This is a genomic window from Niallia sp. FSL W8-0954, from assembly GCF_038005605.1.
GTDB classification, from domain to species: Bacteria; Bacillota; Bacilli; order Bacillales; family Cytobacillaceae; genus Niallia; species Niallia circulans_A.
Window position 1 is genome coordinate 4,746,483 of sequence record NZ_JBBOTN010000001.1, and the last position, 23,398, is coordinate 4,769,880.

22 protein-coding genes are annotated in these 23,398 nt (G+C 36.7%); 9 read left to right on the forward strand and 13 right to left on the reverse strand.

Features of this window, described 5'->3' with window-relative positions; genetic code table 11:
• Nucleotides 1-112: 112 nt before the first annotated feature.
• The 3 genes from pdxK to bshB2 all read left to right on the forward strand — a co-directional run bounded on the left by pdxK (nt 113) and on the right by bshB2 (nt 2,104).
• A complete protein-coding gene (gene pdxK / locus NX902_RS23180; protein ID WP_095329510.1) occupies nt 113-934 on the forward strand; it encodes a pyridoxine/pyridoxal/pyridoxamine kinase in 822 nt (273 codons plus the stop codon).
• Between the two features lie 107 nt (nt 935-1,041).
• Nucleotides 1,042-1,389, forward strand: a complete 348-nt coding sequence (locus NX902_RS23185) for a YojF family protein (RefSeq protein ID WP_095329509.1) — start codon at nt 1,042-1,044, stop codon at nt 1,387-1,389.
• A gap of 49 nt (nt 1,390-1,438) precedes the next feature.
• Nucleotides 1,439-2,104, forward strand: coding sequence for a bacillithiol biosynthesis deacetylase BshB2 (gene bshB2 / locus NX902_RS23190; RefSeq protein ID WP_095329508.1), 666 nt, complete (start codon nt 1,439-1,441; stop codon nt 2,102-2,104).
• Between the two features lie 298 nt (nt 2,105-2,402).
• On the opposite strand, the gene NX902_RS23195 is transcribed toward bshB2, so the two are convergent.
• The 3 genes from NX902_RS23195 to NX902_RS23205 all read right to left on the reverse strand — a co-directional run bounded on the left by NX902_RS23195 (nt 2,403) and on the right by NX902_RS23205 (nt 5,093).
• Nucleotides 2,403-3,353, reverse strand: a complete 951-nt coding sequence (locus NX902_RS23195) for an alpha/beta hydrolase (protein WP_123258509.1) — start codon at nt 3,351-3,353, stop codon at nt 2,403-2,405.
• A gap of 252 nt (nt 3,354-3,605) precedes the next feature.
• A complete protein-coding gene (locus NX902_RS23200; protein WP_095329506.1) occupies nt 3,606-4,055 on the reverse strand; it encodes an SRPBCC family protein in 450 nt (149 codons plus the stop codon).
• A 183-nt stretch (nt 4,056-4,238) separates the two neighbouring features.
• Nucleotides 4,239-5,093: a Cof-type HAD-IIB family hydrolase gene (locus tag NX902_RS23205; RefSeq protein ID WP_095329505.1), complete on the reverse strand. Its 855-nt coding sequence runs from the start codon at nt 5,091-5,093 to the stop codon at nt 4,239-4,241.
• Nucleotides 5,094-5,858: 765 nt separating this feature from the next.
• On the opposite strand from NX902_RS23205, the gene NX902_RS23210 reads away from it, so the two are divergent.
• From NX902_RS23210 to cydC, 4 genes are read left to right on the forward strand one after another with little or no spacing between them, the layout of a single operon-like run.
• Nucleotides 5,859-7,262, forward strand: a complete 1,404-nt coding sequence (locus tag NX902_RS23210; protein ID WP_123258510.1) for a cytochrome ubiquinol oxidase subunit I — start codon at nt 5,859-5,861, stop codon at nt 7,260-7,262.
• Nucleotides 7,255-8,271 (forward strand): cytochrome d ubiquinol oxidase subunit II, encoded by a 1,017-nt coding sequence (gene cydB / locus NX902_RS23215; RefSeq protein WP_123258511.1) that lies wholly within the window; start codon nt 7,255-7,257, stop codon nt 8,269-8,271. The genes NX902_RS23210 and cydB overlap by 8 nt, the downstream gene beginning before the upstream one ends.
• Nucleotides 8,271-9,971 carry a thiol reductant ABC exporter subunit CydD gene (gene cydD, locus NX902_RS23220; protein WP_123260264.1) on the forward strand — a complete coding sequence of 567 codons (1,701 nt, stop codon included), beginning with the start codon at nt 8,271-8,273 and terminating at the stop codon, nt 9,969-9,971. The genes cydB and cydD overlap by 1 nt, the downstream gene beginning before the upstream one ends.
• A 17-nt stretch (nt 9,972-9,988) precedes the next feature.
• Nucleotides 9,989-11,710 (forward strand): thiol reductant ABC exporter subunit CydC, encoded by a 1,722-nt coding sequence (gene cydC, locus NX902_RS23225; RefSeq protein ID WP_341161036.1) that lies wholly within the window; start codon nt 9,989-9,991, stop codon nt 11,708-11,710.
• Between the two features lie 161 nt (nt 11,711-11,871).
• On the opposite strand, the gene ybaK is transcribed toward cydC, so the two are convergent.
• Nucleotides 11,872-12,348, reverse strand: coding sequence for a Cys-tRNA(Pro) deacylase (gene ybaK, locus NX902_RS23230; protein ID WP_341161037.1), 477 nt, complete (start codon nt 12,346-12,348; stop codon nt 11,872-11,874).
• Between the two features lie 155 nt (nt 12,349-12,503).
• On the opposite strand from ybaK, the gene NX902_RS23235 reads away from it, so the two are divergent.
• Nucleotides 12,504-13,226, forward strand: coding sequence for a class I SAM-dependent methyltransferase (locus tag NX902_RS23235; protein WP_163185134.1), 723 nt, complete (start codon nt 12,504-12,506; stop codon nt 13,224-13,226).
• A gap of 57 nt (nt 13,227-13,283) precedes the next feature.
• Here the strand turns inward: NX902_RS23235 and NX902_RS23240 are convergent, their stop codons facing one another.
• The 5 genes from NX902_RS23240 to NX902_RS23260 form a co-directional block, all read right to left on the reverse strand.
• On the reverse strand, nt 13,284-14,186 hold the full coding sequence (locus tag NX902_RS23240; protein WP_171510185.1) for an NAD(P)/FAD-dependent oxidoreductase: 903 nt from the start codon (nt 14,184-14,186) through the stop codon (nt 13,284-13,286).
• A gap of 151 nt (nt 14,187-14,337) precedes the next feature.
• Nucleotides 14,338-15,669 carry a 6-phospho-beta-glucosidase gene (locus NX902_RS23245; protein ID WP_095329497.1) on the reverse strand — a complete coding sequence of 444 codons (1,332 nt, stop codon included), beginning with the start codon at nt 15,667-15,669 and terminating at the stop codon, nt 14,338-14,340.
• Between the two features lie 263 nt (nt 15,670-15,932).
• The gene (locus NX902_RS23250) at nt 15,933-16,391 is read right to left on the reverse strand and encodes a threonine/serine exporter family protein (protein ID WP_123258515.1); all 459 of its coding nucleotides are present in this window, start codon (nt 16,389-16,391) and stop codon (nt 15,933-15,935) included.
• 15 nt (nt 16,392-16,406) lie between these two features.
• Nucleotides 16,407-17,171, reverse strand: a complete 765-nt coding sequence (locus NX902_RS23255; RefSeq protein ID WP_095329495.1) for a threonine/serine exporter family protein — start codon at nt 17,169-17,171, stop codon at nt 16,407-16,409.
• A 287-nt stretch (nt 17,172-17,458) separates the two neighbouring features.
• A complete protein-coding gene (locus tag NX902_RS23260; protein WP_047940823.1) occupies nt 17,459-17,785 on the reverse strand; it encodes a MerR family transcriptional regulator in 327 nt (108 codons plus the stop codon).
• 249 nt (nt 17,786-18,034) lie between these two features.
• Between NX902_RS23260 and NX902_RS23265 the strand changes: the two genes are divergently transcribed.
• Complete coding sequence (locus NX902_RS23265) at nt 18,035-18,172, forward strand: hypothetical protein (protein WP_162837571.1); 138 nt, start codon at nt 18,035-18,037, stop codon at nt 18,170-18,172.
• 276 nt (nt 18,173-18,448) lie between these two features.
• Here the strand turns inward: NX902_RS23265 and NX902_RS23270 are convergent, their stop codons facing one another.
• From NX902_RS23270 to NX902_RS23285, 4 genes are all read right to left on the reverse strand, one after another.
• Nucleotides 18,449-19,435 carry an ABC transporter permease gene (locus tag NX902_RS23270; RefSeq protein WP_095329494.1) on the reverse strand — a complete coding sequence of 329 codons (987 nt, stop codon included), beginning with the start codon at nt 19,433-19,435 and terminating at the stop codon, nt 18,449-18,451.
• On the reverse strand, nt 19,432-20,373 hold the full coding sequence (locus NX902_RS23275) for an ABC transporter ATP-binding protein (RefSeq protein WP_095329493.1): 942 nt from the start codon (nt 20,371-20,373) through the stop codon (nt 19,432-19,434). The genes NX902_RS23270 and NX902_RS23275 overlap by 4 nt, the downstream gene beginning before the upstream one ends.
• 288 nt (nt 20,374-20,661) lie before the next feature.
• Nucleotides 20,662-21,798 carry an alanine dehydrogenase gene (gene ald, locus NX902_RS23280; protein ID WP_095329492.1) on the reverse strand — a complete coding sequence of 379 codons (1,137 nt, stop codon included), beginning with the start codon at nt 21,796-21,798 and terminating at the stop codon, nt 20,662-20,664.
• 162 nt (nt 21,799-21,960) lie between these two features.
• The gene (locus NX902_RS23285; protein WP_095329491.1) at nt 21,961-23,202 is read right to left on the reverse strand and encodes a PucR family transcriptional regulator; all 1,242 of its coding nucleotides are present in this window, start codon (nt 23,200-23,202) and stop codon (nt 21,961-21,963) included.
• Nucleotides 23,203-23,398 lie beyond the last annotated feature (196 nt).

The window sequence follows — 23,398 nt, forward strand, 5'->3', positions numbered from 1 at the left end:
TAAGCAAAGGGTGCTGAAAAGTTGTATGATTAATTAAAATGGTCTACAATTATTCAATCAAACAAAATTACTTTTCGCTGAAATAATAGCCATTACATAGGAGGCGTAACAAATGAAGAAAGTACTAACTTTAGCAGGTTCTGACACAAGCGGTGGTGCAGGTATTCAAGCAGACTTAAAGACATTCCAAGAACTAGGTGTTTATGGTATGACTGCTTTAACAACGATTGTAACAATGGACCCTAAAAATCATTGGCACCATAACGTATTTCCACAGGATATTAATACAGTTAACGCACAATTAGAAACCGTGTTATCTGTGGGAATTGATGCTATGAAAACAGGAATGCTTGGATCTGTTGAAATCATTGAAGCAGCGGCAAAGCTAATTGATGAAAATAATATCAAAAATGTTGTGATTGATCCTGTCATGATTTGTAAGGGCGAAGATGAAGTTCTTCATCCAGAAACAGCTGATGCCCTACGTGAATTGCTTGTTCCAAGAGCAACTGTAGTAACACCAAACCTTTTTGAAGCTTGGCAGCTTGCACAAACTGATAAACCAATTAAAACAGTAGAGGATCTAAAAGAAGCGGCAGTTAAAATTCACGAACTTGGACCTAAATATGTTCTCATCAAAGGCGGCAGTAAGTTAGGACATGAAAAAGCAATTGATCTTCTGTACGATGGAAAAGAATTTACTCTCTTTGAGAGCGAACTAATAGATACAACGTATACTCATGGGGCAGGCTGCACAAACTCGGCTGCTATTACAGCTGAACTAGCTAAAGGTGCTACCGTAGAGGAAGCTGTTCAAACAGCAAAAGATTTTATTACAGCAGCTATCCGCAATGGTTTTAAATTAAACGAGTATGTAGGACCAACTATGCATGGAGCATATCGTAACGAAAAAGAAAAGCTCAGTGCAAAATAAAAACAGCAGTTCAATATATTCTCCTTTTGCCATGCTATTATAAAAGGAGAGTATGCCCTTACCATTTTTTATTATTTAAATAAACTATTAGCAAGGAGGGATATTCTGTGGAATTTGTACAACTGGAAAAAGTGCAAAACGAAATCGACCGTTTTAGTGGAAAGGAAATCTATATCCACTTAGAAACAACAAATGGCGCTTATGCCAACCATAATGATGAAACCTTCTTCAATTCAGGCGCCTATATCCGTAACGCCCAGCTAACTTATGAATATGGCAAAATTACAGGAAACGGCCCTTATCGAATTGGCTTAAAAACAGCAATAGGCTGGATTTATGCTGAAGGTATTACCCACTATGAAATTGACGATAAAAATAGATTATTATTGGCAGGCTTAGACTTTACTGGAAAATTAGCAGTAGCCTTAGAAATAAGCGAAACACCATTTGAATAAACAATTAATGGAACATACTTTTTTTCATTACATGAAAGGAGGAACTCAGATGGAAACAGAAAGACAAGTATTAGTTATTTTTCCTCACCCCGATGATGAAGCATTCGGCGTATCTGGAACCATTTCAAAATTTTTACACGAAGGAGTTCCAGTTACTTACGCTTGCTTAACCCTTGGACAAATGGGAAGAAACTTAGGAAACCCACCATTTGCAACAAGAGAATCCTTGCCAGAAATTCGCAGGAATGAATTAGAGGAAGCAGCAAGAGCAATGGGACTAGAAGATCTCCGTATGCTCGGCTATCGTGATAAAACAATCGAATTCCTAAAAGAGGAAATATTAGTCGATGAATTTACAGCATTACTAGATGAATTAAATCCTTCCTTAGTAATTACTTTTTATCCAGGTTATTCTGTGCATCCGGACCACGATGCTACAGGAGCAGCTGTTGTAAAAGCCATCGCAAAGAGAGAAGCTTCTAAACGACCAAAACTTTATTGTGTAGCGTTTTCCAAGAACACAGAGGAAGATCTTGGACAGCCAGATATTGAAATTGATGTGGAAAATTTTGCAGACCAGAAAATCAAAACGATTGCAGCCCATCTTTCTCAAACACAACAATATGTGGCAGTATTGCAAGAAGGAATAAAGAATCAGGATCCAGAAGTTTTAGCTCGACTATATACGGAAAAATATTGGACATATAAATTTTAATTTTAAAAAAACAGGGAAAGTGATAGGGGCATACGTATTGCGAATATAAAAAGGTTTGTGGTAACATCTGCTTCTGCGAGAAAAGAGACGCCTTAGCCCCTTCTTTTTCCCTAGTACATTGTTTGTCTGTAGAGTAACAGAACGAATTGCTTTCGCCTCTTGGGTTTTTATTTACCTAAATACCCAAAGTTGTGAAAGCAATCGTTATTAAATCGCTATATTAGATATTGTTCATCTTTTCCCATTATCTATTTTGTTTTGTCCCTGTATGATTTTTATTAAAGAATAATCGCCTAAATTAAGCTTTCAGCCAAGCATTTGCAAGTAGAAGCGCTCCTTTTGCTGCCTCAGTGTGCGCCAATGCATTTAGCATAACAAAATCATGAATGATTCCACCAAAACGAACAGAGGTTACCTTTACTCCCGCTTCACGAAGTTTATTCGCATAAGCTTCTCCTTCATCTCTTAACACATCTGCCTCAGCTGTAATGATTAAAGCATCTGGTAGCCCAACTAATTGATCTTTTGTTGCTCTTAAAGGAGATGCTGTAATTTCTGCTCTTACTTTTGGATCAACAGTATATTGATCCCAGAACCATTGCATACCATCTCTTCTTAAAAAGTACCCTTCTGCAAATTGTTTATAAGAATCTGTTTCAAAGGATGCGTCTGTAACAGGGTAAAATAGTAGCTGTTTTTGAATAGCAGGACCTTTGCGTTCTTTTGCCATTAATGTGATAGCTGCGGACATATTTCCTCCCACACTGTCACCTGCTACAGAAATTTTATTAATATCAAAGGCATACTCTTCTCCTTTTGCTGCAATCCATTCTAACACCGTATATATTTCTTCAATCGCAACCGGATATCTTACTTCTGGAGAAAGGCTATAATTGGTGAATACCACGGCAGCGTTCGAACCTACTGCTAATTCACGAATTAGGCGATCATGTGTATGTGCATTACCGAATACCCATCCTGCACCATGTGTATATAAAATCACTGGCAATTTAGTTGTAGAGCTGTTCTCTGGACGAACAATTTTAATTGATACTTGATTGGTCGGTCCACCTTTAATAAAAAATTCGTTTTCTATCACTGGTAATTTATCTATTTCACTAGATTGCACTTCATCTACTGCTACTCTTCCTTCTGCTGGCTCCAACTCAAATAAATATGGGGGATCAGCTGTGTCTTCTGTAAATTTTTTAGCCGCTTCTTCTAATACAATTTCATTTTTGTTATTCATAGCAAATTACTCCTTTTTTAATTTTCCAAAATTTAATTGTGCACAACTTATTAGATTAAAATTTTTTACTCCTATGTTTTCTGTTCCTTTACATAAAGAGTATAAGTAGTTAGTTTAATCTGCTGCCCGCAAATTAGATTGTGTACAATTTAATTTTATAATAACTATTTCCTCATTCAAAGTCAATTTATTTTTTATTAAAAATGCTGAGGAAAAGTCTTTTTCCTCAGCATTTCATCAAAAAGATATATTTTATAAATTTTCTACTCTTTCTTCTAATACTTCTTTCGCATTCTGCACATGATCATTATCTTCAGATTTCACCATTTTGACAAGAAACTTTCGCATAAGCAGCATTTTTAGTCCCTTAACATGTACAGTGCCTTCAAACTCTACTTGTGTGCCTTCAGGAATTTCCGAAAAGCGATAAGCATAGTCAACCATCAGTCCATTGGAGCTACTTCTTCTAGTAAATGCCTTATTTTTATCAAATGTAAGATATTCTATTTCTGCATACACTCTATTTCCACGAACATTTCTTATTTCTTTATATTTTGTGCCAACGCCAATTGGCTCTTCTGTCAACTTCTCTGCCGATATTACTTTATTCATATACGCGGAAGCATTTGCCATGTCAGCAAAATACGCAAAAACCTCTTCAATGGGCTCACAAATAATAACACTTGCATGAAAATCAGCCATTTTCCACCTCAATAGGATCTATCTTTTTAGGTTTATCATTACTATTATAACGGATAAATGACTAATTGAATAATTGATTTCTAGTGGAAGAAATGGAATTTTTCTTTGCGGATTAAAACCTATAGAAGTTTACAAAGAAAGGTAGATGAACTTATCCATGTTCATCTACCTTTTTTGACTATATTATTCTTCTAATGCTTTTCTAATTGCTTGAGCAACTCCACTTTCTTCATTTGTTCCTGTCACAAAGTGGCATTGGCGTTGAATATCTTCCACCGCATTTCCCATTGCTACTGCTCTGCCGGCCATTTGAAACATGGAAACATCATTATAATTATCCCCAATTGCCATCGTGTCAGAAAGAGAAATGTCACGAGCTTTCACAAATTTCTCAAGCGCAATCCCTTTTTGGGCATCAACAGAAGTAATTTCTAAGTTCTCCTTACCGGAAGCACTGATTGCTGCTCCTTCAAGCTTAGTCAACTCTTCTCTAACATTACCTAAAACAATGGGATCAAAATGGAATGCTAATAATTTATAAATAACCTGGTCATCATCCTCAAATAATTCTTCATAACTATCTAATTGATGAATTTCCTTAAGTCGTTCCTCAGCCGCTTTTTTAATCTCTTCCATATCTTTCACATGGCCACTTACTGTAAAAATATCCATAATCAGTGATCTTGCTACTGTTTTATCAAGCGTATACGTCCCTCTATTAGTATAAACTTCATAATACACTTGATATTTATGTAAAATTTCAGCCATTTGTCTGGCTAGATCTTTACTTAATGGATTTGTATCGACGATAATATGCTCATTCGTTCTAATTTCTGCTCCATTTGCACAAATCATCGGTGTAATAATACCTGCCTCTTTTAAAAGGTCTCCTGCTTCTTCATAAGCACGACCAGTAGCAATTACTACCTCTACTCCTTTATCTTGTGCTTCTTTAATTGCTTCTCGATTTTCTTTCGTAATTTCTTGTGTGGATGTTAACAACGTCCCATCCATATCAATTGCTATGCATTTAATCATCTAAACACCCTCAATAATTTATTCAGCTTCATCAAAATTTTCTAATTCCTTTATCATCATAACATGAAAGAACAAGCAGCAAAAGGAAGAGAACTTTAAGAGATGCTTGTCTTTTTGTAAATTATTTATCTGCTTGCTTTATATGCAGGAGCACAGGTTAGGAATAGGAATGCCTTTACTTGCGGCTTTCCACTCTTTTCTTGCAGCTCTCCACTCTTTTCTTGCGGCTCCCCGCTCTTTTCTTGCGGCTCCCCGCTCTTTACTTGCGGCTCTCCACTCTTTTCTTGCGGCTCTCCACTCTTTTCTTGCGGCTCTCCACTCTTTTCTTGCGGCGCTTCTTATCTAATACCCTCACCAACCCAACTAATGAAATATCCCTGCTGTCCTCTTTCCCTTCTCAGCTTTCTTCCTAAACCATCTTCTATTTTGTCTTTTCTGTGAACGGATATGTGAACATTTTTCAAACAATGAGTGAACTTTACCGCAAACAGACGAAATTTCATTATGATATACCTATCATTTACCAAAAGGAGACGATCGGAAAAATCAACTTTGTTAAAAACCTTTTATATCAATGTTTATCGACTTTTTCCATCATTAAATTACATAGGATGAACATCAAGGAATAGCACTTTTAACAAGTTTTTTTATCCTACTACCTCAATTAAATCTAATTGAATTTCATCTTATGCAATGATTTTTATCGCTTTAGCGAACTGGAAGATTCACAAATCTGTTCAAAATACAAAAAAGGAGGAGAAATTCATGGATATGATTTTTCTATCGCGTTTACAATTTGCTTCAACGACCATATTCCACTTTTTATTCGTTCCCATTTCTATTGGTTTAGTATTTATTATCGCAATCATGGAATCTTTTTATGTGAAAACTGGGAATGAAGAATATAAAAAAATGGCAAAGTTTTGGGGCAAATTATTTTTAATCAATTTTGTTATTGGTATTGTTACAGGGATTCTTCAAGAATTCCAGTTTGGTATGAACTGGTCTAACTATTCTCGCTTTGTTGGTGATGTATTTGGGGCACCACTTGCGATTGAGGCATTGCTCGCTTTCTTTATGGAAAGCACCTTTATCGGACTTTGGATATTCGGCTGGGATCGTTTATCAAAAAAAGTACATTTAGCATGTATTTGGCTTACCGCATTTGGAACAACCATTTCCGCTTTCTGGATTTTAGCAGCAAACAGCTTTATGCAGCGCCCAGTTGGATTTGAGATTAATAATGGCCGCGCTGAAATGAATGATTTTTTTGCACTTATTACAAACGGCCAAGTTCTTGTTGAGTTCCCTCATACTGTATTTGGAGCACTAGCTACTGGCGCATTTTTAGTATGTGGAATTAGTGCTGTTAAATTGCTAGGCAAAAAAGATGTGGATTTCTTTAAAAAATCTTTTCAAATCGGTATTACCGTTGCATTAAGTGCTACTTTTCTAACACTTGTTGCTGGTCATGCCCAAGCGCAATTTTTAGTAGAAACACAACCAATGAAAATGGCTGCTAGTGAAGGACTATGGGATGAAAGCGAAGATCCAGCACCATGGACCGTTTTTGCCAATATTGATGTTGAAAACAAACAAAATAGCGGAGAAGTAAAAATCCCTTATCTACTAAGCATCCTCTCTTACAACACATTAGATGGCAGCGTAAAAGGGATGAATGACCTGCAAGCAGAGTATGTGCAGAAATATGGGGATGGCAATTATATTCCTCCAGTTAAAACAACATTCTGGAGTTTCCGCATTATGGTTGCAGCAGGAGTAGCAATGATTCTCCTTGGGATATATGGCGTATTTCTGGCTTGGAAAAAGAAATTAGTTACTAAACCTAATAAATGGTTCTACCGTTTCATGGTAGCAGGAATTTCCCTGCCATTTATCGCTAATACCTCTGGATGGATTATGACAGAAATTGGCAGGCAGCCATGGACCGTTTTTGGATTAATGACAACAGCAGATAGTATTTCCCCAAGTGTTTCAGCCGGGCAAGTATTATTCTCTATCATTGCCTTTTGTACCATCTACGCGATTCTAGGTGCTATCATGGTTTACTTATATGTAAAAGTTATTAAAAAAGGGCCATATTTGATGGAAAAAGAAGATACAAAAGTAACGAATGACCCGTTTGCGAAGGAGGGTTTCCATGCTTGAGTTAAATGTTCTTTGGTTTATCTTAGTCGCTGTTTTATTTATTGGATTCTTCTTTTTAGAAGGTTTTGATTTTGGGGTTGGAATGTCAACAAAGCTTTTAGCAAGAAATGATATGGAAAAACGAATACTCATTAATTCTATTGGTCCTTACTGGGATGCAAATGAAGTGTGGTTAATTACTGCAGGGGGCGCCATGTTCGCCGCTTTCCCTCATTGGTATGCTACGATGTTCAGCGGATTTTATACACCGCTTGTAGTTGTTTTATTAGCATTAATCGTTCGGGCAACAGGATTTGAATTCCGTGCAAAAGATAGCCACCCTGCATGGAAAAAGGCATGGGATCTTTGTATTTTCTTAGGAAGCTTTCTTCCACCTTTATTATTTGGCGTTGTTTTTGCTTGCTTTATGCAAGGACTGCCAATCGATAAAAATATGGAATTAAAAGCTGGCTTCTTTGATGTTGTAAACTACTATACATTAACAGGAGGGCTTACAGTATTAGTCCTTTGCCTTGTACACGGACTAGTATTTACTACCTTACGTACCGTTGGTGACTTACGAGAAAGAGCAAGAAATTTAGCACAAAAGCTTTTGCCTTTACTAGGTATCTTATTAACGTTATTTTCTGCATTAACCTATATTAAAACAGATATTTTCCAAGAACGCGGCTTAATCCTTTCCTTTATCTTCTCATTAGGGGTTATTGCTTTTGTCGTTGGCGGATTCTTTATCTCTCGAAAAATGGATGGATGGGCTTTCGGGATGACTGGTGCCGTTATCACCTTATCCTTTGCTTCCATTTTCATCGGCTTATTCCCTAGAGTAATGGTTAGCTCAATAAGTGATGCATTTAGTTTAACCATTCACAACGCAGCTTCCGGTCACTATTCTTTAAAAGTGATGACAATTGTAGCCCTAACGCTTCTGCCATTTGTTCTTGGCTATCAGATATGGAGCTATATTGTGTTCCGGAAACGTATTACTGAGAAGTCCCATTTAGAATACTAATGGATAAAAATCTTTTAAAACTTACTGGGATCAAGCCGATTCTCGCAACTATAGGAATATTAACCATTGTGGAAGGAGCTGCTATTATTCTGCAGGCCAAATGGCTTGCAGAAATAATAGCCTCTTTATATAACGGAGAGGCCTATCAAGAACAATATGTAAAGATCATATTGTTCTTATTAGCTTTTTTAGGGCGGCATTTTTTACACACTATCCAACAAAATATCGCTACCGCATTTGCTGAAAAAACGAGTAAAGAGCTTCGTCTTCAGTTAATGCAAAAATTATTTGAATTAGGTCCTAAGTTCACCAAGAAACAAGGAAGTGGAAACATTGCTACACTTGTCCTTGAAGGGATTAGCCAATATAAAACATATTTGGAGCTTTTTCTACCAAGAATGCTGGCTACCGGAATAGTTCCAGGCATGATTATTCTATATGTATATTGGAATGATTGGCTATCGGGTGTAATCTTAACAGTTACAACGCCGATTTTAATCGGATTTCTAATACTTGTGGGCATGGCAGCTAGCAGCCAAATGAATCGGCAGCTTGCCACCTACAAAATCTTATCTAATCACTTTTTGGATTCTTTAAGAGGACTAGAAACACTGAAGTTTCTAGGAAGAAGCAAACAGCATAGCGGAAATATCGAAAAAGTAAGTGAACAATATCGCGGGGCAACGATGAAAACATTACGATTAGCATTCTTATCCTCCTTTTCTTTAGACTTCTTTACCTCGCTTTCTGTTGCAGTGGTAGCAGTAAACTTAGGATTACGCTTAATAAACGGTGATTTAGTTTTATTACCTGCCTTAATGATTCTTATTTTAGCACCAGAATTTTTCCTGCCTGTTCGAATGGTCGGAGCTGATTATCACGCAACATTAGACGGAAAAGAAGCTGGGGATGCAATCCAAACGATTATCCAAACCCAAAAATCTACCAAAATGACAGGACAGTCTATTTCTTTAGGTAATAATCCTTTCTTAACGTTTGACCATGTTACCTTTCAGCATCATCCAAAGGAAAAGGCAACCTTAAAAAACCTTTCCTTTACGATTGATGGTTATAAAAAAATTGGTGTTGTCGGTGAAAGTGGCGCGGGGAAGTCTACGCTTATTGACCTCCTAAGCGGGTTTTCTCAGCATTGCGCGGGGAGTATTTCTGTAAATGGTGTTTCTTTACCTAGCCTTATGACAGAGGAATGGAGACAGCTGACTACGTATATCCCGCAAGCTCCTTATATATTTAGCATGACGTTACGAGAAAATATTGCCTTTTATCATCCAGATGCTACCGACGAGGAAATTATCCAAGCATTAAAAGCAACTGGGCTATACGACATTTACACCACTTTTCCTAATGGTCTAGATGAAATATTAGGAGATGGAGGAAGAAATTTAAGTGGCGGGCAGGAACAAAGAATTGCTTTGGCACGTGCATTCTTAACCAATCGAAAAATCATGCTGTTAGATGAGCCAACTTCCCATTTAGATATTGAAACGGAGTTTGAATTAAAAGAAATGATGCTTCCTTTATTTAATGAGAAATTAGTATTCCTGGCAACTCATCGTCTTCATTGGATGAAAGAGATGGATTCGATTATTGTCATGGATCAAGGCACCATCGTAGAAACAGGCACACATGAAGAGCTAGTCGCAGCAAAGGGCTTTTATTATAAGCTATTACAACAGTAAGGAGGATGACTCTAAAAATGAATGAAAACAAATGGATTTCTCCATTTCTGAAAGCAAATAGTGGCCGAATTGTCTTAATTCTTTTGTTGAGTGTCCTAGCTTTACTTACAGCTGCGATGCTTACCTTTACTTCTGGCTATCTTATTTCTAAATCAGCCATCCCAGTCGAAAATATATTAATGGTTTATGTACCAATTGTTGGCGTGAGAACCTTTGGTATTAGTCGGGCTGTTTTAAGCTATTTAGAAAAATTGGCTGGTCATCATACCGTTCTGCGCATTTTATCGAAAATGAGGATAAAGCTATATCAAATTTTAGAACCACAAGCTTTGTTTTTAAAAAGCAGATTTAAAGTTGGCGACATGCTCGGGATTCTTTCTGATGACATTGAGAAACTGCAAAATATATATTTACGGACCATTTTCCCTACCTTTGCAACCTCTGTTTTATATATTTTAGTGGTATGTGCTATTGGGATATTAGATATTCCTTTCGCCATTCTTATGGCCATTTATTTAGGCCTATTATTATTCGTCTTTCCTATTCTTTCTTTAGTGCTCATGCGCGAAAACCAAAGAGAATTTAAACAAAAAAGAAACGGGCTATATCAAAAATTAACGGATTGTATTTTAGGTATTAGCGACTGGGTTATCAGCGGTCGGTCGAAAAGCTTTATAGAGGAATATGAAAAAGAGGAAGCGATTGTTGCGCAAATCAATTATAAACTTGTTCAATTTACTCGGTGGCGCAACTTTGCTTCCCAAGCAGTTGCGGCATTGATTATCCTTTCTCTCGTTTTCTGGTCTAGTAAGCAATATATCGATGGAGCTATTCCTGTTACATTAATTGCTGCTATTATTCTAGTTGCCTTGCCAATCTTGGACGCTTTTCTAGTCGTTTCTGATGCATTTGAAAAACTGCCAGCCTATCAAGACTCGCTAGCTAGACTTAACAAACTAAATGTTCCTGAACAAAAAAACGAAAGAGTTCGTCCGATCTTGGACACCGATATAGTCAATATTCAAGTTGATCAAATTTCTTATCAGTATGAGAAAGAACAAACTTTATCCCTATCTAATGTAAGTTTAGATATTCCACAGGGGAAAAAGATTGCCATTATCGGTAGAAGCGGTGCTGGTAAATCAACCTTACTGAAATTGATTCAAGGAGTAATCCAGCCAACAACAGGAAGAGTCACTTATAATGGAGAGACATCTGCTTCGTTTCATGCAGAGACTTCTTCGATTATATCTGTGCTCAATCAAACACCTCACCTCTTTGCAACAACCTTACGAAATAATATTTTACTAGGGGTAGAAGAAGCATCCGATGAAGAACTAATAAAAGCGATTAAAGCGGCTCAATTAGAGGAGTTAATTTCCTCCTTGCCAAATGGGTTGGATACTTTTATGGAGGAAACTGGCCAACGTTTTTCTGGCGGAGAGAGACAAAGAGTAGCACTAGCCAGAATATTGCTCCAAAAGACTCCTATTGTTATTATGGATGAACCAAATGCCAGTCTTGACCCAAAAACAGAAAAAGCATTGCTTAAAACAATCTTTACAACATTGGAAGGAAAAACAATCATCTGGATTACCCATCATCTTGTAGGTGTAGAAGAGATGGATGAAATTATCTTTATGGATCAAGGAGAGATCGTTCTGAGAGGAAGCCATCAAGAACTGCTAGCTACAAGCAGCCGCTACCAGCAATTATATGCATTAGATCATCCAGAATAAATCCGATAATAGGCGAGTCTTCATTAAAGAAGGCCGCCTTAATGTTTTATTTGTTTCGGTTCTTCCTCTGTTACCTTTTCACTCTTCGGTTTTCGCAAAAGAGCCTTTGAGGATACCTCTTTACTAAGACATGTTGAACGGCCTGCCCTGCTCTTAAAAATTTAATGAATTACATCTTCTACTCTTGCTTCTGTTACTTGGATTAAATTGTTAACTTCCATTTCAATTTGAACACCAATCTTCCCTCCACTAACAATAATTGAGGATTGTTTGTTCACACTCTCATCCAGGATTGTCTCATATTTTTTCTTCATGCCGATTGGCGAACAGCCACCCCGAATATAACCAGTTGTTTTTTGAATATCCTTTACGGCAATCATTTCTAGCTTTTTTGCATTGACTACTTTTGCTGCCTTTTTTAAATCAAGCTCTGCTTCAACAGGGATAACAAATACATAAATTCCATTCCCCGTATCTTTCACCACAAGTGTTTTATACACCATTTCGGTTTCTTTACCAATCTTACCCGCAACGGATATACCATCGATTTTTCCATCCTTATTTTCATAGGTATGTACACTGTAGGGAATCTTTTCGGCATCCAAAATTCGCATTGCATTTGTTTTGGTAATAGCCATAGCTATATACACTTCCTTTCCTAACGCTGGTAAATTTTCTCTAATTAAACCATATCATATCGCCACCCAAAATGAGTATTAATTATTGCAGAACCAAAGCATCATATTCTTCATATAGTATGGAAAGTAGAAATCGACTTGCTGGGAGGAATAAAATGAAACCGACCTATCAAGATGCCCTTGCCTATTTCGGGGTGAGCGGTGCACATCCAGGTGGATTAACATTAACAAAGTTTTTATTGGAACAAGAAAAAATTACGAGCCATACAACATTACTTGATGGCGGCTGCGGCACAGGCCAAACATCAGCTTATATAAAAAAGAACTATCCTTGTGCTGTTACAAGTATTGATTATCATCCTACAATGGTGAAAAGAGCAAAAGAACGATTTAAAAAAGAAAAGCTGTCGATCCAATTAGTGCAAGGAAGCCTAGAGAAGATGCCCTTTCCTTCCAACAGCTTTGACATCATTTTAATAGAATCTGTACTAATTTTCACTAATTGCAAAAACTCCCTTGCCGAAATTAAAAGAGTACTCAAACCAGGCGGCATCCTACTATTGTTAGAAATGACGGCAGAAAGAAGTCTCCATGCAATAGAACAACAGAATATGTGTGAAGTATATGGCATTGAAAAGGTTTATACAGAAAAAGAATGGATATATTTAATGACGGAAGCTGGTTTTCCCAAAGTAGAAATAAAACTTGGGCACTCTGTTTTTTCCCATATGATGACGGGAATGGAAAAAGAAGATGAAGCAATTGATAGAACCGTACCAACGAATGTCCAATTAGAAGGTAAATTGATGGACCATTCCTATATTCTTTATACCTATGGTGATATAATCGGTTATCGAGTCTATAGAGCTAGTTTGTAAAAAAAGGAGGTTACTCAAAAAGATTAGCATCCATTTGAGTAACCTCCTTTTTTATTTTCAGCTGTCCTTTAGTAAAGCTTTATGAATCCATATAGCTGCTTGCGATCCTTCTCCCATTGCGATTGTAACCTGCTCCGAATGAGCCACAACATCACCCGCTGCCCAAACCCCATCTATATTGGTCATTTTCGTACGCGCATTTACGATTATATGATTATTTTCCATTATCTCGACCCCTAAAGGCACTGCCAAATCTGACTTTACTTTATTCCCGCCAAATGCAATAAAACTATGACTCGTCTCGAGCATCTTCCCATTTCCCAATACATACCCTTTGATTTGGGAATCATCTGCTAATACACGATCTATTCTCTCTGTAAAAACGGAAATTCCACTATCACTTAATTGTCTTCCCAGCTTTTCGCAAATAGCCTCCCCACCATGATTAATATACGTAATATCACTTGTCCAATACAACAAAGTAAGGGCCATATTTGCCCCGACACTTCCATTTCCAATCACTATTGTTTTTTTATCCTTTACTTCATATCCATCACAATCCGGGCATAAATAAACACTGATTCCAAGACAAGGATACAATTCTGCAAATGGAGGAATATTATCCATGACACCTGTTGCAAGCAAAATTTTCCGAGATTGAAACAAGCCTTTTACCGTTGCTGCCGTAAAATGCCCCTCTTCCTTCTTTAAAGAAGTAACAGTACTCTTCAGAAACTCTACCCCAAGGTTTTCTGCCTGCTTCCTTCCTAAGCTCCGCAATTCTGAGCCGCTGATTCCATCAGGATATCCTAAAATATTATGATAGCTTTTACATATCGTAGATCGACCATCCTCTGCATCAATAATAAGCACATCATGATTATATCTTCCTAATTGAATCGCTGCCTGCAATCCTGCTATGCCACCGCCTATAATAATGCAATCAAGAACTTCGGCCATCTTTTTCCCTTCTTTCTTTTAGTCAATCCTGTTTCTTTAGTTTTTACGTGGAAACTATTCTTATTCTTCCAAAATACTGTCCGAAATGGGCAAAATTAAAAAATGGCTATGTATTACGGGATTCCCGAATACATAGCCATTTAATCCTATCTTATGAAGATACTACTTCTTCTTTAAAGAATTGCGGTAAGTGTTCTTTATGTGCTTCTAGCATTTCATCCAAAATTTGTTTTGCCACTTTGTCTGACGGCAACAACGGATTAATCGTCATAGCTAATAATGCTGTATGATAATTCCCGGTAACTGCCGCTTCTGCTGCCACTCTTTCAAAGGACTTAATTTGTTGAACAAGTCCGCGAACTGCAACAGGTAAATCGCCGATTGCAATCGGTTTTGGACCATCCTTTGTGATAATACTGCTAATTTCTACCGCTGATTCATCTGGAATGCTTGCAATAGCTCCATTATTTATTGTATTGACAGGCTGAATATCTCTTCTGTCATTGTACATAGAATCAATTAAGCTGCAAGCTGCATCACTATAATAAGCGCCACCTCTTTTTTCTAGCTGCGGCGGTTTTATGTCTAAGTTTTCATCCTTATAAAGTTCAAACAGCTCTTTTTCTAATTGCTGAACGACTTCAGCACGTGTACCTTGTTCTGCTGCTTCTTCCAGCTCATTTTGCAGCATTTCTGATTGCTTATAATAATAACGGTGATACCCACATGGAATAACTCCTAATGCTTTTATAAAGTCTGGCTCCCAGTCAATAGCAGCAATATTCCTCATCGTATCACTTTTATGCTTCGACATTTTCTCTAAAAATTCTGGTGTAATGTTCTCCCCATCTAAGTATACATTTAACCCGAATACCATATGGTTCAAGCCAGCAAAATCAACGTGTACACGACTAGATTCTACTTCTAATAGCTTAGCGATACCCATTTGGATAGAAATCGGTACATTACATAACCCGACAATCTTTTTCCAATTACTATGACGAAGAACAGCTTCTGTCACCATTCCAGCTGGATTTGTAAAGTTAATGAGCCAAGCGTTTGGACAAAGCTCTTCCATATCCTTTACAATATCTAAAATGATAGGAATGGTTCTTAATCCTTTAAACAGTCCTCCTGGACCATTTGTTTCTTGTCCAATCACATTATACTTTAGAGGAATTCTTTCATCTTTTGCACGTGCAGCTAGTAAACCAACTCGAAATTGAGTTGTAACAAAATCAGCATCCTTAAGCGCTTCTCTTCGATCTAGAGTTAAGTGAATTTCAATTGGTAAACCTGCTTTCTTCACCATTCTCTTCGCTAGATTTCCAACAATATTAAGCTTTTCTTGTCCTTCAGGAATATCTACTAACCAAAGTTCCCGCACAGGTAATGAATCATATCGCTTAATAAATCCTTCCACTAATTCAGGTGTGTAGCTTGACCCACCGCCAATAGTAACAATTTTAATCCCTTTTCCCATAATAGATCGCCTTCCTTTTCCGTTTATTTCTGCAATCCCTTACAAAATTACCGATAAAAATCAAACGAATATCTCTTCACTTACAACCTTAACGTCTAACTAGTCCCGAGTAAATAGGATGCTGGGAAATAGGTTTTTTTCACACATATTGGAACGTGTTCCAAAAGAAAAACATGCTGTTTCACAAGGAATACTGCCCCCTCTAAAAAAACAATAGAATTCCTTTGCTCTATTTGCTTATAAAAAAACTCGATAAAGAGCTTTTACCCTTTATCAAGTGACTTTTTCCGAGCGCTTGCCCGGAATATTAATTGATTAATTACTTCCGATAACATTAGACCCATTGCAATAGATCCTGAAATTAAGCAGACCTTTGCTGCTAAGCTTACCGCTACATAATAATTATTCTCGACAAAATTACGCATCGCATTATAAGCAGCTCCCCCCGGAACTAAAGGAATGATCCCAGCGACACTAAATATAATAACTGGTGATTTATATATTCGGGCGAACACTTGACTTATGACGGCGACAAGAAAAGAGCCAGACAAGGCCGCAATTACTTCATTTTGATGAAAATGAACAATTGTCCAATATGCCATCCATCCAATTGTCCCTGCAAATCCACATTGGATTAATAATTTCCGAGGAATATGAAAAATAATTCCAAAGCCAAACGTTGCAACAAAGCTAGTTATTGCCTGTGCTAAAAATTCATTCATTACTTATTCCTCTCCTTAAAAAATAAAAAATGCAACGGCGATCCCTGAACCAATTGCTGTAGCTGTTAAAAAAGCCTCTGCTCCTTTTGAAATACCAGATACTAAATGACCTGCTATTAGATCCCGCACTGCATTTGTAATAAGCAAACCTGGTACAAGCGGCATTACAGAGCCGATAATAATCTTATCCACCTCTTGTCCAAAGCCAATGGAAACAGAGAAAAAAGCCACTAGCCCAATAACAAAGGCTGCCGATAACTCAGCAAAAAACTTTATTTGCAAAGCTTTGTGAAAATACAAGGAACACAAAAAGCCTAAACCACCAGCTAGCAAGGCAGGGATAAAATCTCCCCAAACTCCATTGAACATGATTAAAAAACAACCACTTGCAATGGCAGCTGCGATGACTTGAAAGGAATCCGAATACGTACATTTTTCATCTTCCACATCTTTCAATAAATGGTACGCTTCCTTCATACTTACTGTTCCTGTACTTATTTTACGAGAAATATCATTTACACGAGCTACCTTTTCTAAATTAGTTGTCCGCTCAATAATCCGATTTAATTTCGTCTTTGTCGGTTCTTCCCCTTCTAATGATAAAATAATGCCTGTTGGGGTAACAAAGCAGTCAGAATCGGTCACACCATAAGCAGTTGCAATTCTTGTCATCGTATCTTCTACTCGATGGGTCTCCGCTCCATTTTGCAGCATAATACTTCCTGCTAATATGCAGATCTCCATAATGTCATATGTTTTTTCCACTGATATATATGTCATACTATCTCTCCAACTAGAACAGTATAGGTACTCTCAAAATCATCCACAAGAAGTTTCATCTCATTAGTACTTTTAGCATTCTTTATTAGTCATTTAAAAAAGCTATTTTTATCATAAGCAACAAATTACAGTTTATATGAAATATGGCTATTTTATCAATAATTGAAGGGAAAATAAAATAGAGGAATTTTTATTAACAAAACAGAAGAGTGAAAAAAATTTTTTCCAAAATAAAAAGTCCATTATGACATCAAATGGACTAAAAAAATAACATATAGTGTTTTTTATTAATCGTTCTGAATGCCAAATCTCGCATTGATTTGACCACGGAGCATTTGCTTTTTGACTTTCCGCTCTTCTTCTTCCTTGTTTTTTTTCATAATCTCTTGTCTAATTTCATGTGTCCGAACTCCTTCTTCTCGTTTATTAGCAATCTCAATCAGTCTTTCTACATCAGAGAATGAATATTTTCTATTTCCTCTTTCTGGTCTCTCCGGAAAAATTAATTTTCGCTGTTCATAATATCGAATTTGTCTTTCCGTTAATCCAGTTAGTTCACTTACAACACCAATAGTAATGACCTTTCTTTTCTTATAGGACGGTTCATGATCCATTACATCTCACCTCATGAAGTAAAGTAGTATTCTCATTTATCCTAATTATAATACTTTTCAGATAAAACAGAACACCTTTTGTTATATTTCCTAACATAAAATTAAAAAATAGGTAAGATTTCCTTACATTTTTAATGATTTTTTCTTTACTTTTCGTTAAAATGCTAAATGTATAAACTATTTCTTATTTTCCAGCCAAGGAATAGGTAATAGGTATTATTTTTTGTAAATGGAGAGGAGCCTTCTTAGATGATAACCAAAGAAGCAGTCGATTTAGCTAAAAAGATTGTGGAACTTGATCTTTTGAGAGACGAAATTTGGGAACACTTAGCAGAAGTTGCGGGTGAACACGCCCATGAACTTCTTCGAATTGTTCAGAATAGCTAAACAAACTGTATAACCTTTACAATTCATGTTGTTATATAGAGGAATTCCCAATCAAAAACGATTGATGGATTCCTTTTTTGTTTATAAACAGTGACTCTATCATTCATTAACTTTCAAAGAAACAAATCATGTTACTTTATTGTTAATAAACTTAACATCATTTTATAAGAATTTACCTACAATCGCAAGTGATTGTCTATTTCTTTTAATAATCTAACAAAAAAACCATCCGTTAAGTCCCCAATAAAATGGGGAACTAACAGATGGTTGTGATCATTAAATACTAACATCTTTCTTTTTGAAAAACCAAAAAGTGATGATCATGATTATCGCATAGTAGATAAATAAGATACCTAGAGACATCGGCATGGTTATTGTTTCGATTATTTTATCTTTAAACAAGAAAACCGTTTGGTCTAAGTGTGGGAACACTAACAGTTTTAGCCAGGCATACTTTTCAGCTAACGATTGAATAAGTTGACCAATTGTTGAGGAAACAAACAATATAAATACCCCAACTCCCACTGCGATTGCTTGATTTTTGAATAATGTCGATAGCATAAAGGATAAAGTTAATACAAACAATAATCCCGGTAAATAATATAGGATGCTTTTCAAAAAGAACGGTCCACCACTTGCTACAATTTGGTCAACTGTCCCAAAAACAAGCACTTTATCTTCAAAATTTCCAACTCCGAAAAATACAATACTTACTAAATAGCCAACACCCATTAAGAACGCAATTAATATGGCAGTATATATCAATAAAGCAATATATTTAGATAGTAGGATTGCCCAACGCTTATATGGTCGAATCAACAATTGCTTAATGGTTCCATCTGAGAATTCCGAGGAAACGCTACCCGCACATATAATTACCACAAATAAAGTTACTAGAGATTTCATTCCAATAACTATTCCATTCATATTGGACCAAGTATTTGAATACGGACTGACGTCCTGCTTTAAATTATTTTGATAATCTTGGATTTTCGTTTCAATCGATTCTTTCGTATCATCCCAATCAAAATCTTTTCCACTTTTCATTAAAGTATCTTCTGTTTCAGCTGTAGGCAGTTTCTGTTCCAGTTCATTTATTTCTGCTTGTACTTTTGCACGCCAGTCATCTCCTTTATATTGGGGAGTTATCTTCGTTTCCAAGAAACTTCCGCCAATAAGGGCAAATAAGAGAATGATGGGAAATATCCAGCTGTTTTTCTTTTCCCAAATCTTTATAAGTTCATTTTGTACTAATCCAATCATTTTGTTTCCTCCTCTCTCTTCTGATTGGTTATTTCTAAGAAGCGATCCTCTAATGTAGCTTTTACAACATAAATGCCGTATACAGCAACATTGTTCTCGACAAACAATTTATTAACAAGAGGAATCGTTTCTTTAGGCAGCTTCGCCATCAACTCTCTGCCTTTCACGGAACTTTCCGCGACTTCATATTCACTATTACGAAGGAGTTCAACTGCTTTTTCGGGCGAGTCTAATTCAAACGTTACTTCCCTTACACTTACTTCTTCATCCGAAACTGTTTCGTCCATATTAGAAATATGAATTAATTTTCCCTTTTCAATAATCGCAAATCGATGACACATTAATTGCATTTCCGATAAAAGGTGAGAGGATACTAAAACAGAAATCCCTTCACTCGCTAATAAATGCAAATAATCACGAAATTCGCGAATCCCTTGGGGGTCTAAACCATTTGTAGGTTCATCTAGAATAAGAAGTGCTGGTTTATGTAATAACGCCTGAGCAACTCCAAGACGCTGCCTCATACCAAGCGAATAGGTCTTCACTTTTTGATGAATGGCATTTTCTAATCCTACTAGTTTAATAACTTCATTAAAGCGTTCTTCTGAAATTGGCTCCTTAGCCATTCTTGCATAATGCTTTAAATTCTTATATCCACTCATATATTTATAGAACTCAGGATTTTCTACAATCGCACCTAAGCTGCTCATCGCTTCTGAAAAATTATCATCCACATTATAGCTATCGATGATTACTTTTCCATTCGTTCTATTTATTAGGTTAACAATCATGCGGATAATCGTTGTTTTCCCCGCTCCGTTAGGACCTAATAATCCGAATATCTCCCCTTTTTCCACAGAAAAACTAACATTATCAACAATGTTTCTGCCTTTAATTCTCTTAGTGAGATTTGTGACCTCTAATGCATTTAAGCTCATTTTTTTCTCCCTTCTATATAATTGCTCTTAAGTAGTTCCGTCTACCCACAAGATGTATTCCTTCACTTTCCGTATACTAATACGGTTTTTTTTAGGAAAAGTTTCAATTAAATAAACTTTTTTGGAAATTTTTTTCTCCATACTGACAACACGCTGGCTGATTACATATTTTTTCTAGTGGGAGCAGACCAAATCCGCTATAACTCTTAGGAAAAATAAATAAAAAACCGCTCGCCTTTGATTTATTCAGAGGGAACGGCTATGGATATTCCTATAGAACTTGTATGTTTAAACAGTGGTTGTAGATAAATTGTTAATAAGTTCTTGAACTGATTTATACTCATAACCAAGATCTTTCGCTACTGGAGCAGAGGTGATTTTTCCAGCAAAAGTATTTACACCTTGTTTAATAGCGTAATTCGTTTCAATTGCCGCTACTGCGCCTAGATTAGCAATTTGAAGTGCATATGGCATTGTTACATTTGTTAAGGCAATCGTAGATGTTCTCGGAACAGCACCAGGCATATTTGCTACAGCATAATGCACAACTCCATGCTTCACATAGGTAGGATTATCATGGGTAGTGATATGATCTACTGTTTCAAAAATCCCGCCTTGATCAATTGCCACATCCACAATAACAGAACCTGGAGCCATCTTCTTCACCATCGCTTCTGTTACTAGCTTCGGTGCCTTTGCACCTGGAATTAATACAGCACCAATCACCAAATCTGCATTCACCACAGCTTCTTCAATGTTTACTGGGTTAGAAATAACAGTACTTAGGCTTGCACCAAATTGATTATCTAACTCTCTTAATCTTTCTGGATTTAAGTCTAACAGCGTTACATTCGCCCCTAAGCCAATGGCAATTTTCGCTGCATTCATTCCCACAACTCCACCGCCAATGATGGTTACATTCCCTTTTTTGACACCAGGGACACCTGCTAATAAGATTCCCTTTCCTCCATGAGGCTTTTCTAAGAACTGAGCACCAATTTGAACAGCCATTCTTCCTGCAACCTCACTCATTGGTGTCAATAATGGTAATTTACCATTTACTTCAATTGTTTCATAAGCGATTCCAGTCACACCATTCTCTGTTAACGCCTTTGCTAGTTCCTGTTCTGCCGCTAAATGTAAGTACGTAAATAAAATAAGTCCTTTACGGAAATATTGGTATTCTGAAGCGAGCGGTTCTTTTACTTTTATAATCATTTCTGCTGTATTCCATACACGAGCAGCTGAGTCGATTATCTGCGCACCCGCCGCCGCATATTCTTCATCTGTAAAGCCACTGCCGATTCCTGCATTTTGTTCTACTAAAATTTCGTGACCGCCATTCTTTAAATAAGACACACCGGAAGGAGTAATTGCGACCCTATTTTCATTGTTTTTAATTTCCTTTGGGATACCAATAATCATGAGAATTCCCCCTTGTGATAAAAACTAACATTAATTGTTAGTTGTGTTAATATTATAATAGGACGAATTCAGAAAATTATCTTTGTTAAAATTAATGAAACAAAAATCGCTCATTTGTGAAAAAACACAAAGGGAAAAGAGGAAAGGTTTCTAATCCTATTTCTATTCTTTCTGCCAATGCATTAATTTTAAATCTAAGTAGATCATAAATTTTTGACTAGGAACCGACAAATCCACTTCCATGATTTCTACCATCCGCTTTAAACGATAAGTAAGCGTATTAGGATGGATGTGCAAACGCGCAGCTGTCTTTTGAATATTTTCACTTTCATCTAAGTAAGCCTCTAGTGTTGCTAATAATTCTGTATGATGGGTTGAATCATATTTTTTTAGATTTCGAATGGCAACATTTTCCGATCCATCTTGTCTTCGTTTTTCTAAAAGGATATCTAAAAACTGATAGATACCTAACTCTTGGTAGTGAACGAATGCCCCTGCTTCCTGAGGGAATTTCTCACGTACCTCTAAAACAGTCCTCGCTTCTCTGAAACTCTTTGGTATATCTCGATGCTGTTTGTAAATCCCTCCAAAGGAACCCCTTACTTCTTTAATAGAAAATCTTTCTTCTAGGTTTTGTTGAAAACTTTTAATGAATTTTTTATAACAAGCAATAGAGTCCCCGTTATCCTCAAGGGGAGTTGCCAAAATAATTAATTCGTTATCTTCAATAGTGGAGAAAGAAATTTTTACATCTTGGGATACCTTCAATAGATAGAGGATATGCTTTTCTATTTCCTTTGTAATCATTTTAGAAAACGGAAAAATCATCACCGTAAAGCAAGCTGCTGCAGACATTCCCATTTCCTTTAATTTTTCGTCTATATCTGTCTCTTTCACATACCCAGTTAACATTCTCCAAAAAAATTCTTGATTGTCCTGTAAAGTAGGAGTTTTGCTTGTAGCAAAGCGTGACAATAAATGACGCGCTACTGATGCCGCGTTCTCTAAAAACCCCATCTTTTCTTCTGTTAGAGAGGTACCCATTTCAATGGCCCAAATATATCCGATTACCTCCTCCCCTCTCCAAATGGAAACTGCCACCCGATTTCCAAGGCCGATTTCCTTTTTCTCTTTAATTCGAATTGGCTTTTTACTTTGAAGAAGCTGCGGAATCACCCCATCCTTCCATAAACGATTGATTACCCTCTCCGGAACCCTGCGGCTAATTATGGTAGAGATTCTGACCATATCCGTTTCTTCGTCATGACTGCTGTATACTAGCACACGATGATGAGGATCCTCCAACGTAATCGGACATCCTAATAATTCACTAACATGATCTACAAAACTTTCAAGGGAATCATACATATCCCTTCTAAACGGGTTTCGCGGCTCAGCTGTCATCCATCTACTCCTCTCCAAAACGCTTACTAAAATCGTTCAATCTTGTTATATCTTTATTTTATCTCGTTTATAACGCTTTCAACAATAAGAATCTTTAGAAGATTATATTCTTTCGGCCAAAACGGTATCACTTCTCGTTTGCTTGTTCTCGCCAGTAAAACCTAAGATGGGTTGGTTCCCTTTTACCTTTTCCTCA

Excerpts from the sequence above, each read along its gene's own strand:
- pdxK (WP_095329510.1), top strand. The coding sequence starts at position 113 with ATGAAGAAAGTACTAACTTTAGCAGGTTCTGACACAAGCGGTGGTGCA.
- bshB2 (WP_095329508.1), top strand. The coding sequence starts at position 1,439 with ATGGAAACAGAAAGACAAGTATTAGTTATTTTTCCTCACCCCGATGAT.
- NX902_RS23195 (WP_123258509.1), bottom strand. The coding sequence starts at position 3,353 with ATGAATAACAAAAATGAAATTGTATTAGAAGAAGCGGCTAAAAAATTT.
- NX902_RS23200 (WP_095329506.1), bottom strand. The coding sequence starts at position 4,055 with ATGGCTGATTTTCATGCAAGTGTTATTATTTGTGAGCCCATTGAAGAG.
- NX902_RS23205 (WP_095329505.1), bottom strand. The coding sequence starts at position 5,093 with ATGATTAAATGCATAGCAATTGATATGGATGGGACGTTGTTAACATCC.
- NX902_RS23210 (WP_123258510.1), top strand. The coding sequence starts at position 5,859 with ATGGATATGATTTTTCTATCGCGTTTACAATTTGCTTCAACGACCATA.
- cydB (WP_123258511.1), top strand. The coding sequence starts at position 7,255 with ATGCTTGAGTTAAATGTTCTTTGGTTTATCTTAGTCGCTGTTTTATTT.
- cydD (WP_123260264.1), top strand. The coding sequence starts at position 8,271 with ATGGATAAAAATCTTTTAAAACTTACTGGGATCAAGCCGATTCTCGCA.
- cydC (WP_341161036.1), top strand. The coding sequence starts at position 9,989 with ATGAATGAAAACAAATGGATTTCTCCATTTCTGAAAGCAAATAGTGGC.
- ybaK (WP_341161037.1), bottom strand. The coding sequence starts at position 12,348 with ATGGCTATTACCAAAACAAATGCAATGCGAATTTTGGATGCCGAAAAG.
- NX902_RS23235 (WP_163185134.1), top strand. The coding sequence starts at position 12,504 with ATGAAACCGACCTATCAAGATGCCCTTGCCTATTTCGGGGTGAGCGGT.
- NX902_RS23240 (WP_171510185.1), bottom strand. The coding sequence starts at position 14,186 with ATGGCCGAAGTTCTTGATTGCATTATTATAGGCGGTGGCATAGCAGGA.
- NX902_RS23245 (WP_095329497.1), bottom strand. The coding sequence starts at position 15,669 with ATGGGAAAAGGGATTAAAATTGTTACTATTGGCGGTGGGTCAAGCTAC.
- NX902_RS23250 (WP_123258515.1), bottom strand. The coding sequence starts at position 16,391 with ATGAATGAATTTTTAGCACAGGCAATAACTAGCTTTGTTGCAACGTTT.
- NX902_RS23255 (WP_095329495.1), bottom strand. The coding sequence starts at position 17,171 with ATGACATATATATCAGTGGAAAAAACATATGACATTATGGAGATCTGC.
- NX902_RS23260 (WP_047940823.1), bottom strand. The coding sequence starts at position 17,785 with ATGGATCATGAACCGTCCTATAAGAAAAGAAAGGTCATTACTATTGGT.
- NX902_RS23265 (WP_162837571.1), top strand. The coding sequence starts at position 18,035 with ATGATAACCAAAGAAGCAGTCGATTTAGCTAAAAAGATTGTGGAACTT.
- NX902_RS23270 (WP_095329494.1), bottom strand. The coding sequence starts at position 19,435 with ATGATTGGATTAGTACAAAATGAACTTATAAAGATTTGGGAAAAGAAA.
- NX902_RS23275 (WP_095329493.1), bottom strand. The coding sequence starts at position 20,373 with ATGAGCTTAAATGCATTAGAGGTCACAAATCTCACTAAGAGAATTAAA.
- ald (WP_095329492.1), bottom strand. The coding sequence starts at position 21,798 with ATGATTATTGGTATCCCAAAGGAAATTAAAAACAATGAAAATAGGGTC.
- NX902_RS23285 (WP_095329491.1), bottom strand. The coding sequence starts at position 23,202 with ATGACAGCTGAGCCGCGAAACCCGTTTAGAAGGGATATGTATGATTCC.